Annotated in this window: 14 protein-coding genes; 2 read left to right on the top strand and 12 right to left on the bottom strand. The window is 58.7% G+C overall.

Annotated features, from left to right (window positions below; all coding sequences use genetic code 11):
• Positions 1-89: 89 nt before the first annotated feature.
• Complete coding sequence (locus tag PSH88_RS24195; RefSeq protein ID WP_305423092.1) at positions 90-755, bottom strand: COG3650 family protein; 666 nt, start codon at positions 753-755, stop codon at positions 90-92.
• A gap of 93 nt (positions 756-848) precedes the next feature.
• A complete protein-coding gene (locus PSH88_RS24190) occupies positions 849-1,448 on the bottom strand; it encodes a short chain dehydrogenase (RefSeq protein WP_305423091.1) in 600 nt (199 codons plus the stop codon).
• 106 nt (positions 1,449-1,554) lie between these two features.
• Here PSH88_RS24190 and PSH88_RS24185 point away from each other — a divergent pair, with 106 nt between their 5' ends.
• Positions 1,555-2,463 (top strand): LysR family transcriptional regulator, encoded by a 909-nt coding sequence (locus tag PSH88_RS24185; RefSeq protein WP_305423090.1) that lies wholly within the window; start codon positions 1,555-1,557, stop codon positions 2,461-2,463.
• Positions 2,464-2,606: 143 nt separating this feature from the next.
• Here PSH88_RS24185 and PSH88_RS24180 read toward each other — a convergent pair whose 3' ends face one another.
• From PSH88_RS24180 to PSH88_RS24140, 9 genes are all read right to left on the bottom strand, one after another.
• Entirely contained in the window at positions 2,607-3,092 is a 486-nt protein-coding gene (locus PSH88_RS24180) for a DoxX family protein (protein ID WP_305423089.1), read from the bottom strand.
• Complete coding sequence (locus PSH88_RS24175) at positions 3,089-3,847, bottom strand: HvfC/BufC N-terminal domain-containing protein (protein ID WP_305423087.1); 759 nt, start codon at positions 3,845-3,847, stop codon at positions 3,089-3,091. The genes PSH88_RS24180 and PSH88_RS24175 overlap by 4 nt, the downstream gene beginning before the upstream one ends.
• Positions 3,844-4,698, bottom strand: a complete 855-nt coding sequence (gene bufB / locus PSH88_RS24170; protein WP_305423086.1) for an MNIO family bufferin maturase — start codon at positions 4,696-4,698, stop codon at positions 3,844-3,846. The genes PSH88_RS24175 and bufB overlap by 4 nt, the downstream gene beginning before the upstream one ends.
• Before the next feature lie 25 nt (positions 4,699-4,723).
• A complete protein-coding gene (locus tag PSH88_RS24165; protein ID WP_305423084.1) occupies positions 4,724-5,029 on the bottom strand; it encodes a BufA1 family periplasmic bufferin-type metallophore in 306 nt (101 codons plus the stop codon).
• Between the two features lie 300 nt (positions 5,030-5,329).
• On the bottom strand, positions 5,330-6,031 hold the full coding sequence (locus tag PSH88_RS24160; protein WP_007906649.1) for an ABC transporter ATP-binding protein: 702 nt from the start codon (positions 6,029-6,031) through the stop codon (positions 5,330-5,332).
• A complete protein-coding gene (gene livG, locus PSH88_RS24155) occupies positions 6,032-6,799 on the bottom strand; it encodes a high-affinity branched-chain amino acid ABC transporter ATP-binding protein LivG (protein WP_305423082.1) in 768 nt (255 codons plus the stop codon).
• On the bottom strand, positions 6,796-8,052 hold the full coding sequence (locus PSH88_RS24150) for a high-affinity branched-chain amino acid ABC transporter permease LivM (protein ID WP_305423081.1): 1,257 nt from the start codon (positions 8,050-8,052) through the stop codon (positions 6,796-6,798). The genes livG and PSH88_RS24150 overlap by 4 nt, the downstream gene beginning before the upstream one ends.
• Entirely contained in the window at positions 8,049-8,972 is a 924-nt protein-coding gene (gene livH / locus PSH88_RS24145; RefSeq protein ID WP_305423080.1) for a high-affinity branched-chain amino acid ABC transporter permease LivH, read from the bottom strand. Before livH ends, PSH88_RS24150 begins: the two co-directional genes overlap by 4 nt.
• Positions 8,973-9,205: 233 nt before the next feature.
• Positions 9,206-10,333, bottom strand: coding sequence for a branched-chain amino acid ABC transporter substrate-binding protein (locus tag PSH88_RS24140; protein ID WP_305423079.1), 1,128 nt, complete (start codon positions 10,331-10,333; stop codon positions 9,206-9,208).
• 351 nt (positions 10,334-10,684) lie between these two features.
• On the opposite strand from PSH88_RS24140, the gene PSH88_RS24135 reads away from it, so the two are divergent.
• The gene (locus tag PSH88_RS24135) at positions 10,685-10,990 is read left to right on the top strand and encodes a DUF2288 domain-containing protein (RefSeq protein WP_305423077.1); all 306 of its coding nucleotides are present in this window, start codon (positions 10,685-10,687) and stop codon (positions 10,988-10,990) included.
• A gap of 296 nt (positions 10,991-11,286) precedes the next feature.
• Here PSH88_RS24135 and PSH88_RS24130 read toward each other — a convergent pair whose 3' ends face one another.
• Complete coding sequence (locus PSH88_RS24130; RefSeq protein ID WP_305423076.1) at positions 11,287-13,482, bottom strand: hypothetical protein; 2,196 nt, start codon at positions 13,480-13,482, stop codon at positions 11,287-11,289.
• Positions 13,483-13,586: the final 104 nt, after the last annotated feature.

Genomic DNA, 13,586 nt, shown 5'->3' with positions numbered 1-13,586 from the left:
ATCCGGTTCGCGGGGCGCACAACTGCGCCAGGGCGTTTGAAGCCCGCGATTATAAGCCTCAAAGGATGATTCCAGTGAGGCTAAAACGATCAGTCGTTACGCGATCCGCCGAAATACCCACAGCCGCGTTGCACCTGGCCGTCGATGCGCAGCTCGGCGCTCATGTGCTGCACGCTGCCGGTGCTGCTATCGACGCAACGTTGCGGGGCGACCCAGAGTTCGATGCGTTGATTATTGGCTTCGCTGCTGAGGTTGAAGCGGCCATCGCCCAGTTGCTCTTCAACGTACGGCAGGGCCAAGGGCGGCTGGCCGGCGCGGTCGATGACCATGCCTTTGCCACTGACTTTGACGTTCCATTCAGGGCCATGGCCGGCGGCGCGCAGGATCAGCTGTTTGAAATTGGGATCGTCACACGCCGTGCCCGAGCGCTCGACGCGGTACAGCTGCGCCAGATCGAGCCGACTCTCGGCACCACTGGCAACGATCCGGCCTCGCACGTCAGCAAACAACTTGCCCTGATCATCGGCCAGGGTCGCGGCCTCTTGCAGGACGCTGGTGCCGCCGGTGTCGTTGACCACATAACTGCGCTGCTCATTGCACGGCTGGAACAGCAACTTGCCGTCGGCCGCCGTCAACTGGCCCTGCATGCGGGTCTGGCCCACATGGGAAGCACTTTCGCGCGGGGCATCAAGAAACTGGCAGGCGGCGAACAGCGGAAGCAGGGCAACGAGTATTAAGGAACGGGCAGCACGCATCTTTGAGTCTCCTGACAAGTGCCGCCACGTTACTCAGCCTGACCGTTCATCACAACCCTGCATGCCCTCGCTTTCCTACGGCTCGTGTTCGTTTTAGCCGACGCGGTAGGTCTGGCCGGTCTGTAAGCCTTCCACGCTTTTGGCGTAGGCCAACGCCACTTCGGCGGCGGGAACCGGTTTGAAACCACGGAAGTAGGGGGCGTAGCTACCCATGGCTTCGACCAGCACGTTCGGGCTGACCGAGTTGATGCGCAAACCGCGCGGCAGTTCGATCGCCGCGGCGCGGACGAAACTGTCCAGGGCGCCGTTGACCAGGGAGGCCGAGCTGCCGGTACGAATCGGATCGTGGCTGAGGATGCCGGTGGTGAAGGTGAATGACGCACCGTCATTGGCGAATTCCCGACCGATCAGCAACAGGTTGACCTGACCCATCAGCTTGTCCCGCAAGCCGAGCTCGAAGTCTTGGGCGGTCATGGTGGCCAGCGGCACGAAGTTGACGCTGCCGGCGGCGCAGATCAGCGCATCGAAATTGCCGGTCTGTGCGAACAGTTTGCGGATTGAGGCGCTGTCACTGATGTCGACCTGGAAATCACCGCTCTTGCGGCCGATACGAATGATTTTGTGGCGTTGGGACAGTTCATGGTCAATGGCTGAACCGACGGTGCCAGAGGCGCCAATCAAAAGAATTTTCATCGTGCTGTTCCTTAAATGGGTTGGATTTAAATTTAAGTCTAGTGTGGTTTTTTTTATTAATAAGCGTGCTAATGGGCAACCTTTGGTTTTCAAATGGAAACAATCCATGAGCGAAATGGACGATCTGGCGGCGTTCGCGGTGTTGATCGAGGCGGGCAGTTTCACCCTCGCCGCGCAGCAACTGGGGTGCAGTAAAGGGCAACTCTCCAAGCGCATCAGCCTGCTGGAAACGCGGTTTTGCGTGGTGTTGCTGCAACGCACCACGCGCCGCTTGAGCCTGACGGCGGCGGGTGCGGCGTTGTTGCCGCAAGCCCAGGCGCTGGTGGTACAAGTGGAGCGTGCGCGTCAGGCGTTGGCACGACTGAAAGACGACATGGCCGGCCCGGTGCGGATGACAGTGCCGGTTTCATTGGGGGAAACGTTCTTTGACGGCGCGCTGCTGGAATTTTCCCGGCAATACCCCGAGGTGCAGATCGAACTGGAGCTCAACAACCACTACCGCGACTTGTCCCGGGACGGTTTCGACCTGGCGATCCGCTCGGAAGTGGCCAACGACGAACGCCTGGTCGCCCGACCGCTACTGGCCTGGCACGAAATGACCTGCGCCAGCCCTGCGTACCTTGAGCGATTCGGTGAACCACTGACGCCTCAGGCCTTGGCCGAGCACCGCTGCCTGCTCAACAGTCACTACAGCGGCCGCGAAGAATGGCTTTATCACCAACAGCACGAGTTAACGCGGGTGCGCGTGTCGGGGCCGTTCGCCAGCAACCATTACAACCTGCTGAAAAAGGCTGCATTGACCGGTGCCGGCATTGCGCGTTTGCCGTCCTATCTGCTGCAAGAGGAATTGGCTGACGGGCGTTTGCGCTGGCTCCTGCGCAATTATCAGACCCGCAGCATGCCGATGTACCTGGTGCACCCGTATCAGGGTGGTTTGCCGAAGCGTACCCAAGTGCTGGCGGATTATTTGATGGGTTGGTTCAAGCGTAGTGGCGAGGCGCTGGATCGGCTTTAGCCAACCACACAAATCCTGTGGGAGCGGGCTTGCCCGCGAATGCAATCTGACATTCAACATTGATGGTGGCTGACCCACCGCTTTCGCGAGCAAGCCCGCTCGCACATTTGGATCTTCATTTGTCTGGAGGTCTGAGGTCGGCATCAGCGGGCGTAACGCCGGGCAATCAGATGATCAATCGACAGCTTGCCCGGCCCGGTCGCCATCAAGTAGAGCAACACCGCAGCCCAAGTGCCGTGAGTCGGATAGGCATCGGGGTACACGAACAACTGAATAGTCAGCGTCATACCCAGCAGTGCCAGCGCCGAAAAACGTGTAGCGAAGCCAATCAGGATCAGCATCGGAAAGAAATGCTCGGCAAAGGCTGCCAGGTGCGCCGCCAGTTCCGGAGAGAGCAATGGCAGGTGATATTCGCTCTGGAACAACGGGATGGTCGAGTCCGCCAGCCTTGGTACGCCGAGTTGAAACGTGCCGTCGATCAAGTCGATGGCCAGGCCTTCCACCTTGGTTTGCCCGGACTTCCAGAACACCGCGGCAATGGAAAAACGCGCGATAAAGGCGATCAGGCTATGGGGGATTTTTTCCAGCCGCTTGATGGCGCGGACGATGGGGTTCTGATGGGTGTTCATGGCGATACCTTGTGGTGTAAACGGGTAATGGCGTTGTGGCTGATCAGCAGCGCCAGGGTTTGGCTGAGGTCGAAGGCGGGCGCTGTCTCTAACGCTTGGGCCAGGGATTGGCCATTTCGCAGGTTCTGAATGAAGGTGCTGGCGCCGTGGTCGATGGCGAAAACCTCAACCTCCAGACCATTGCGCAACACCAGCGCGTTTTGCCCGTGGCCAAGGTCGATCCCGGCCAGCGTCGCGTCCTGTTGATGCGCGGCCCAGATCGCAACCACGGCAAAAGCTGAAGTCAGCAGATTCAGAGAGGGATGAAACCCGACCGTCAGCGCGCTCAGCGCCTGCGGGTCCGACAGCGCGGCGGCAATCTGTTCATGGCGCAAGGGCTGCGCATCGGCGGCGTGATAGGCCTGAACGCGCAGGCGCTCCAGCCGCGCCATATCTCCCAGATACGGCACGCTGGCTGCCGGTTCAAAGCGGTCGATGAACCCGGCGAAGTCCTTGCCGTAATCGTTGATGAGTGGGCCTTGAGGCGGGTAACTCTGTACATACAGCCCCGCCATTGCCCGAAAGAACTCGTCGCCCACCAACTGCGAAACCACCGGGTAACTGTCGGCCAGGGCGTTGATCAGCGAACTCTGCACATTGTTGCGATACACCGCGAAACGGCTGGCGGGATCGGAACCATTGGCGCTGAACAAACCCTCGGGGCAGGACTGTTGCGGATCGAGCAGGGCGGCGGCAAACGCGGCTTGAGTGCTCATGATCGGCCCCCCGCGCAATGCAGTAACTCATCAGCCTGACGGGCTTCGGCATGCAGCACGCTGAAGGCCGGCAACTGGTTGTCGCGCTCGATCAGCGTGGCGATCGGGCCGACTCGCTCCAGCACTTGCGTGTAAAGCGCCCACACCGCGTTATCGATGGGCGCACCGTGATCGTCGATCAGCAAACGGTCGCCGAGGCTGTCGGTGTCTTCGGCAAACCCGGCCAGATGAATCTCTCCCGCCGCATGCAGCGGCAGCGCGTCGATGTAGGCCAGCGGATTTCTTTGGTGATTGATGCAGGAAACGTAGACGTTGTTGACGTCCAGCAGCAGGCCGCAGCCAGTGCGATGAATGACCTCGCTGATGAAGTCGGCTTCATCGATTGTCGAGCGCTGGAACGCCAGATACGTCGCCGGGTTCTCGAGCAGCATTGGGCGTTTGAGGGCGTTCTGCACCTGATCGATGTGCTCGCAGACACGGTTCAGCGTCGGCGCATCATAGGCCAGGGGCAGCAGGTCATTGAGGAACACCGGGCCATGGCTGGACCAGGCCAGGTGTTCGGAAAAGGACTGGGGTTGATAGCGCTCGATCAGCTCGGCAAGCCTTTGCAGGTGCTGACTATCCAGCGGACCTTCGGCGCCAATGGACAGGCCAACGCCGTGCAGCGACAGCGGATACTGCTCGCGGATCAACCCCAGAAAATGATGAAACGGGCCGCCGGCCACCATGTAGTTTTCGGCGTGGACTTCGAAGAAACCGATGTCCGGTTGTGCACCGAGCACTTCACGAAAGTGCTCGGTCTTGAGCCCCAGCCCGGAGCGGGGCGGGAGCCCGGAAGATGAAGGGTTCATGGTCGACACTCAGGCTGGGTTCTGATTACGACTTGGCTTTGTAGGCTTCCAGCTGGCCGAAACCGGTTGGCGAGGTTTTGCTCATCGTGGTGGTGCAGGTGCCTTTAGGGACGAGTTTCCAGGCATTGGCCTGATGATCCATTTTGGCGGTACCGGCGCAGGTGGTGCCAGCGCCCGCGGCGCAATCGTTTTTGCCTTTCATGGCCACGCCGAAGCATTTTTCCATGTTGTCGTCAGCGGCGTGGGCAGTGGAGACAGCGGCGATGCTCAGGGCAGAACCGAGGGCCAGAACCAGGGCGGTGGCGGACAGGGTGCGGGTGGTAGCAGTCATGATGTTTCTCCGAAATTGAGCTTGGATTGGCAAGCGTTTGTGCTTGCTTACTGCTCTAGAGAAACGACAGGGCGGTGCGTTACAGCTCACTCCAAAACTTTTTCAGAAATCCTCACAGCACACGAATTCCCTGTGGGAGCGGGCTTGCTCGCGAATGCAATCTGACATTCAACATTGCGGTGACTGATCCACCGCTTTCGCGGGCAAGCCCGCTCCCACAGGGATCTTCATTGTTATTGATGTTGTGGCAGGCATAAAAAAACGGCCGCGAAGGCCGTTTTTTTTGTTTACCGCCAAGGCTTAGCCGCCGAGGTACGCTTCGCGCACTTTCGGGTCGGTCAGCAGCGCTTCACCGGTCCCTGTCATCACCACCCGGCCGTTCTCCAGAACGTACGCACGGTCCGCGATTTTCAGGGCCTGGTTGGCGTTCTGCTCAACCAGAAACACCGTCACACCGTCCTTGCGCAGTTGTTCGATGATGTCGAAGATCTGCTGGATGATGATCGGTGCCAGGCCCAGCGATGGCTCGTCGAGCAGCAACAGCTTGGGCTTGCTCATCAGCGCGCGACCGATGGCGAGCATTTGCTGTTCGCCACCAGACATGGTGCCGCCGCGTTGGGCGAAGCGTTCTTTCAGGCGTGGGAAAAGTCCGAGGACCTTGTCCATCTGTTCCTGATAATCGCCCTTGTCGGTGAAGAATCCGCCCATGGCGAGATTCTCTTCCACGGTCAGACGGGCAAACACCCGACGACCTTCCGGGACCACGGCGATGCTTTTACGCATGATGTGCGACGAGTCCTGGCCGACGAGCTCCTCGCCCATGTAGCGGATGCTGCCGCTGTGGGCTTGCGGCGAACCGCAGAGGGTCATCAGCAGGGTCGACTTGCCGGCACCGTTGGCGCCGATCAGGGTCACGATCTCGCCCTGGCGGACTTCGACGTTGACGCTGTGCAGCGCCTGGATCTTGCCGTAGAAGGTGGAAACGTTTTCGAACTGCAGCATTTACGCTTCCCCCAGGTAGGCTTTGATCACTTCAGGATTATCGCGGATCTGTTCCGGCGTGCCATCGGCCAGAGGCGTGCCCTGGTTGATCACGAAGATGTGGTCGGAAATGCTCATGACCAGTTTCATGTCGTGTTCGATCAGCAGCACGGTTACATCATGTTCTTCACGCAGGGTGCCGATCAGTGCCTTGAGGTCTTCGGTTTCCCGTGGGTTGAGGCCGGCGGCCGGTTCGTCGAGCATGAGGATCCGCGGACGGGTCATCATGCAGCGAGCGATTTCCAGACGACGTTGCTGACCGTAGGCCAGGGTGCCGGCCGGACGGTTGGCGAACTCCTTGAGGTTGACCTTTTCCAGCCAGTACTCGGCGTACTCCATGGCCTCGCGTTCGCTTCTGCGGAACGCCGGGGTCTTGAACAGGCCGGCCAGGAAGTTGGTGTTCAGGTGACGGTGTTGCGCGATCAAGAGGTTCTCGACCGCCGTCATGTCCTTGAACAGCCGCACGTTCTGGAAGGTGCGCACCACGCCTTTTAGGGCGATCTTGTGGCCCGGCAGGCCCTGGATCGGCTCGCCGTCCAGCACGATGCTGCCAGCGGTTGGCTGGTAGAAACCGGTCAGGCAGTTGAACACGGTGGTCTTGCCGGCACCGTTGGGGCCGATCATCGATACTACTTGTTTCTCTTTGACGGTCAGGGCCACGCTGTTGACCGCCAACAGGCCGCCGAAGCGCATGCTCAGGCCGCTTACATTCAGGATCTCACGGCTCATTTGCGCAGCTCCATGTGGGGGCGTTGCATCGGCAGCAGACCTTGAGGACGCCAGATCATCATCAGCACCATCAAGGCGCCGAACATCAACATGCGGTATTCACTGAACTCACGCATCATTTCCGGCAACAGGATCATCACCGTGGCGGCGAGGACGACGCCCAGTTGCGAGCCCATGCCGCCCAGCACCACGATGGCGAGGATGGTCGCCGACTCGATGAAGGTGAAGGACTCCGGTGTCACCAGGCCTTGGCGCGCGGCGAAGAAGCTACCGGCGAAACCGGCGAAGCAGGCACCCAGGGTGAAGGCCGACAGCTTGATGACCGTAGGATTGAGACCCAGCGCACGGCAGGCGATTTCGTCTTCACGCAGCGCTTCCCAGGCACGGCCCAGGGGCATGCGCAACAAGCGGTTGATGACGAACAACGCGAACAACGCCAGGAACAACGCCACCAGGTAAAGGAAAATCACCTTGTTGATCGAGTTGTACTCCAGGCCGAAGTACTCGTGGAACGTCTGCAGGCCTTCGGCGGCTTTGCGTTCGAAGGTCAGGCCGAAGAACGTCGGTTTCTCGATGTTGCTGATGCCGTTCGGGCCGCCGGTGAGGTCGGTCAGGTTACGCAGGAACAGACGGATGATTTCACCGAAACCCAGGGTCACGATTGCCAGGTAGTCACCGCGCAAACGCAGCACCGGGAAACCGAGCAGGAAGCCAAACGTGGCCGCCATCATCCCGGCGATTGGCAGGCAGATCCAGAAGCTCAGGCCATAGTAGTGCGACAGCAGCGCATAGCTGTAGGCGCCCACGGCGTAGAAGCCGACGTAACCGAGGTCGAGCAGGCCGGCCAGGCCGACCACGATGTTCAGGCCCAGGCCGAGCATCACGTAGATCAGCACCAGGGTGGCGATGTCCACCGCCCCGCGGGAGCCGAAGAACGGCCAAACCAGAGAACCGATGATCAACGCAATGATGATCCAGCGTTGAGTCGTCGGCAGGGTCAGGAAGTGACTGGCCTTGGCTGGCATCACCGGCAGGTTGGGCGAGGCTTTCCAGGCCGAACTGATCTGCTGGTCGAACAGCACCCGCAGGAACATCAGCACCGAGCACACGGCGATGGTGATCAGCGTTGCAGTGCTGGTGCCATGGACTTCGAGGTTGATGCCGACAATGGTCAGTTTCAGACCCAGTACCGGGTAGGCAACAGCCCACACCAGCAAGGCGCTGAACAACGCCTGTTTAAGATTCCTAGTCATACTTTCTCAACCTCCGGACGGCCCAACAGGCCGGTTGGCCGGAACAACAACACCAGAACCAATAGACCGAACGCCACGACGTCCTTGTACTGGTCGCCGAAGATATCGGCACCGAAGGCTTCCGCCACCCCAAGCACCAGCCCGCCGAGCATCGCGCCGGGGATGCTGCCGATACCACCCAATACTGCGGCGGTGAAGGCCTTGAGGCCGACCAGGAAACCGGCGTTCGGGTTGATCACGCCGTATTGCATGCTCAGCAGCACGGCCGCGATGGCCGCCAGTGCGGCACCGATGACGAAGGTCAGGGCGATGATGTTGTTGGTGTTGATACCCAAGAGGTTGGCCATCTTGATGTCTTCGGCACAGGCGCGGCAGGCGCGACCCAGGCGAGAGCGGGAGATGAACAGCGTCAGGCCGAGCATGGCGACCAGGGTCACCACGAACACCACGATTTGCATGTAGGAAATCAGCACTTCATGTGCGCCACCCGGCCCGATGGCGAAGTTGCCAGGGATCAGGTTGGAGATGGATTTGTCCTTGGAGTCTTGCGAAAGCAGAACCGTGTTCTGCAGGAAGATCGACATGCCGATGGCGGAGATCAGCGGGATCAGACGGTTGCTGCCGCGCAGGGGGCGGTAGGCGATCCGTTCGATGCTGTAACCGTAGGCGCTGGTAACGACGATGGTCGCGATGAAAGCTGCGGTCATCAACAGCGGGACACTGTCGAGTCCCATCATGGCCAGCCCGGCGATGGCGATGAACGCCACGTAAGAGCCGATCATGTACACCTCGCCGTGGGCGAAGTTGATCATTCCAATGATGCCGTAAACCATCGTATAGCCGATGGCGATCAGGGCATACGTGCTGCCAACGGTCAGACCGTTAACCAGCTGTTGGAAGAAGTGATAGATGTCAGGCATTACAGCGCTCCTAAAAACCTGATACGCATTTCACTGGTGGAGTCATTTTCCCGCTCGAGCCCCGTGGATCTGCACCCACTTCGAATTCGAGGTTTGCCAGCGAACCGCTGATGACGGTTTTGAGATTTTCAGGTGGGGAGACTGGCGGATCACGCCAGCGCGGCCCAATACGTTCGTAAAACAAAGCCCACGGCACGCCGTGGGCTTTATTGGCAGTCAGTCAGGCCAAGGCCTTACTGAGGCGAAACTTCGGTTTTAGGTTTGCCGAAGTGCCACTGGTAAACCACGAATTTGAAGTCCTTCAGGTCGCCCTTGTCGTCGAAAGACAGGTCGCCGGTCGGGGTTTTGAACGTGCCCTTGTGGATAGCTTCAGCCACTTTGGTGGTGTCTTCGCTCTTGGCGGCCTTGATGCCTTCGGCGATGACTTGCACAGCCGAGTAGGCCGGGAACACGAACGGACCGCTCGGGTCTTCTTTCTTGGCTTTGAACGCATCAGCCAGGGCGATGTTGGCCGGATCCTGGTCGAAGGATTTCGGCAGGGTCACCAGCAGGCCTTCGGAAGCTTCCTTGGCGATCTGCGAAATGGAGTCGTTACCCACGCCTTCCGGACCCATGAACTTGGCTTTCAGGCCTTTTTCCTGGGATTGACGCAGGATCAGACCCAGCTCCGGGTGGTAGCCGCCGTAGTAGACGAAGTCGACGTTGGCTTGCTTGAGCTTGGAGACCATCGAAGAGAAGTCTTTGTCGCCGGCGTTGATGCCTTCGAACACGGCAACCTTGACGCCTTTCTTCTCGAGGGTCTGTTTAACGGCGCTGGCAATGCCTTCACCGTATTGCTGTTTGTCGTGCAGCACAGCAACGATTTTCGGTTTGACGAAATCGGCGATGTAGTTACCGGCAGCAGGGCCCTGGGCGCTGTCCAGGCCGATGGTGCGGAAGATCATCTTGTAGCCGCGAGTGGTGATGTCCGGGCTGGTGGCAGCCGGGGTGATCATGATCACGCCTTCGTCTTCGTAGATGTCGGACGCCGGCTGAGTGGAGCTGGAGCACAGGTGACCGACCACGAACTTGACGCCGTCGTTGACGACTTTGTTCGCAACAGCAACCGCTTGTTTTGGATCGCAAGCATCGTCGTATTCAACAGCAACGAGCTTCTTGCCGTCGACGCCGCCCTTGGCGTTGATTTGTTCGATGGCCATTTTGGAACCACTGAACTGCATGTCGCCGTATTGGGCTACAGGGCCGGTTTTAGGGCCGGCGATGCCGATCTTGATGGTGTCAGCGGCGAACGAATGGCTGGCAACCCCGGCCAGAACCATAGCGGCAAACAGTTTTGAAATCTGCTTAGTAGCCTTAGTCATAGTGCTCCACTCTTACTGTTGTAGTTTTTATAGTCCTGGCGCCGTAGCAGCAGAACCGGGTCAGATATCGTTGATATCCTCCGGAAAATGCCCCCGGCAACTGTACCGGTACAGTGTAGAGCGCCGATTGTTAGCCTGGGAAGCTGGCGCCAGGGGGCAAAACCTGAGGGTGTCGCTTTATTGAAAGAAAAAGACAGAATCAAGGCGGGATGTTAGCTGGCTAATACTTGGATTCAGCAGCATTCCCTGGCTTTTCTGCATTTCTCGATCGGTCACGCAATTGCACCCGGGTTTTTCTGGCGCACTACCGACGTTATCATTCACGTCGATTTTCTTTGCGGACAGAAACCCATGATTCAAGAACCTAGCACCCTCTATGCCAAGCTGCTTGGTGAAACCGCATCTATTACCTGGAAAGAGTTGGAGCCGTTCTTTGCCAAGGGTGCCCTATTGTGGGTCGATTCAGGCCTGGATTTGATCGCTGCAGCAGAAGCGGTGGCAACCGATGAAGGCGAGAAAGTCGCTGCCTGGCTGGCCGCCGACAAGGTCGCCAAGCTGTCTGAAACGCGGGCGCTGGATCTTTTCGAGCGCGATCCGGAGCTGTGGGCGGTGGTGGTTTCGCCGTGGATTATGATCCAGGAAAGGGCGAAGGCTTGAAGGCTTGCACTGATTTGGTGCTTTGTTTTGTCGGGCAAAAGTGTGTAGCCGAGTAGCGTGATGGCAGGTGGCCGTGGAGAAAGGCCACAGAAAGGCCGGTATAACGGTGACGTAAACGTAACGGGAACAGTTTGTTGAGCAGCCGATGGGCTGCTTAATTGTTTCTGGATGTTGGGATTTGTGGTGATGCTTATGCCGCCATCGCGGGCAAGCCCGCTCCCACAGGTACAGCGTTTTTCAAAAGAGAACGCGGTCCTTGTGGGAGCGGGCTTGCCCGCGATTGGGGTCAGCTGGGTTTAAGCGGTCTTGCCCGTATGGTTATTCAAAGAAATAACCTTGGTCTTGCCAATCCGGTGACGGTAAATCTCGCGCAGATACTTGATCGACTTTTTCACGCAGTCCCGGGACAAACGAATGTCATTGATCGAGACAAACTTGTCTTTGTCGTTGATCAGCTCGCGGTACTTCTTCTCATACATCGGTTTGATCGCGTACCAGTTGGTATCGAGGATCTTCGCCGGGTTTTCGAATTCGTTGAGCAGTTCATCGATGCGGTCTTCGTCGAAGTCTTCATTGATGATGAAGTCCAGGATCGAGTTGTCCAGCGTCTCGTCGAAGCGGTACGGGTTTTTCGCAAAGCAGCGCTTGATGAAGGCCACGATCAGGGTCAGGAAGTCGTCCGACAGGCACGGGCTCTTGGCGATCAGGGTGGTCAGCGACAGGTTGGCCGAGGCGCCGATCACCAACGCATAACGCTTGAGCGTGGTGTTGGGGAACAGGCTGTTGAGGTGGGTCTTCAACCGGTTCAGGTCCATGTAGGACAGCTTGTAGTCTTTGGGCAAGGACACAATCGACACCACCGACGAGCAGTTCTTGAAGAAGTGCAGGTCGTGCAACGCGGCCGCGTCATAACCTGAATTCTTGTACTGTTCCAGCGAGGCGCGATAGCGCTTGGACTCGATCGGCAGCAGGCTGATGCCTTCGATCGCCTGGGTAACCTTGTTGAAGTGCGGCAGGTCGATGGAGCGGAAGAACAGGTCATCAATGTTCAGGCGCTGCGGCTCTTTCTCGAACACCTTGAATTTGTCACTGCTCGGCGGCGGGGTTTCCGGCACCACGGACTCGGCGTAGGCAATCGCCACCGGGCCGGCCAGGCTCATGAACAGGTCGTTGGCGTCCAGGCGAATGGTTTCGCCGATGTCGATACCGGCGCGACGGAAATAGTTCTGGTCGTAGTCGGTGGTCACCGCCTGCGCTGTCAGAATGTTGAAGATCTGCTGCGAGATGTATTGGTTGGCGTGCTTTTCCATCGCATTGACATCAATGTTCTGGATGTTGCCGTCATCGCTTTCTTCGGCATAACGCATGATGTCGTTGGAGATCAGCATCATCGCGTTCCATGGGCGGATACGGCCCATGACGCTGGCTTCGCTGCTGTCTTCGTTGGCGAAGTTGTAGGAGAAGTCCCACTCTTCCGACAGGTACTTGCACAGCAGGCGACCGGCGTTGATGTGCAGCGCCTCGGACATTTCGCTGCGGTGATCGGAAATGTTCGGCAGTACGCAAATGCCGCTGGTGAAGATCGGCTCGAAGACGAAGGAATGGCCGCTCTTGCTGTCGTGCTCGTCCATCGGCTTGGTGTCGAACGTCTTGTTCATGTACGAGTGCTGCTGAGCCAGACCGAACTCCGAGGCCATGCCCGAACCGGTACCGCCGCCGGCACTGAAGATCGAGAAATACAGGCGCGACTGGTTGGCCTTGATCCCGCAGCTGTCGATCAGGTACGAGTGAATCATCTTCCAGTCAGGGCTGGAGAACCGTTGGGTGTCCTTGTTCAGGATGATCTTGGCCAGGTACTGACCGAGGATCGGCGCGTTACCGGCGCCTCCGGCGTGGACTTCCGACAAGTCCATGATTTTCATTTTGCTGTAGTCGCGCAAAAAGCCGCTTTTTTCGCCCTTGCGCGAGAAGCGGATGCGACCGGCGATGTCCTTGTCCAGGTCGCCGAGCATCACCAGCGGCTCGACCAGAAACACCGGTTTGCTGGCCTTGTTCGGCCCCAGGCGCAGATTATTGCGAATCCACTGCGCCGGGCTGTAGCCCTTTTCGGCGTAGCGCTTGTCCGGCGACAGACGGTCTTCGTTGTTGAATTCGTTGAGGTAGAACTTACGGGCGTTGTACACCAGCTCCGCCACGTCCAGCGCGATGTTCGAACCACAACGGCCCAGGCCAATCAGGCACACCGACGGGAATTCCTGATCGCTGTGCTGTTCGTTGTCGCCTTCCAGGTGTGGTGGGCGCGGGAACACCAGGTCGCGCAGGCCGTCGAGGTTGTCGAGGATGCGATCGGTATTGGTTTCGGTGAAGTACAGGTATTGCTGAGTCGCCAGCGGACGCGACGGGCTCAATGGCTTCGACGATGAGGGGCTGTTCGCCGCGGGGCTCAGGGTCAGGTCGGATACCGCGGTGGCCGGATTATTTTTAGAAGTCATTGTGCGCCATATACCTGGACTAGTTGGCTCGGCGACAAGTGTCATCGAGTCATCACGGAATGGGATCTCGCGTCTTTTTTGCAGCGCGAATGTGGCCCAAGCGT

Origin of the sequence: Pseudomonas wuhanensis (genome assembly GCF_030687395.1) — a bacterium.
Lineage (GTDB): Bacteria > Pseudomonadota > Gammaproteobacteria > Pseudomonadales > Pseudomonadaceae > Aquipseudomonas > Aquipseudomonas wuhanensis.
Note: the sequence above shows the minus strand (reverse complement) of the source record. Positions and strands in the feature narration are given on the sequence as shown.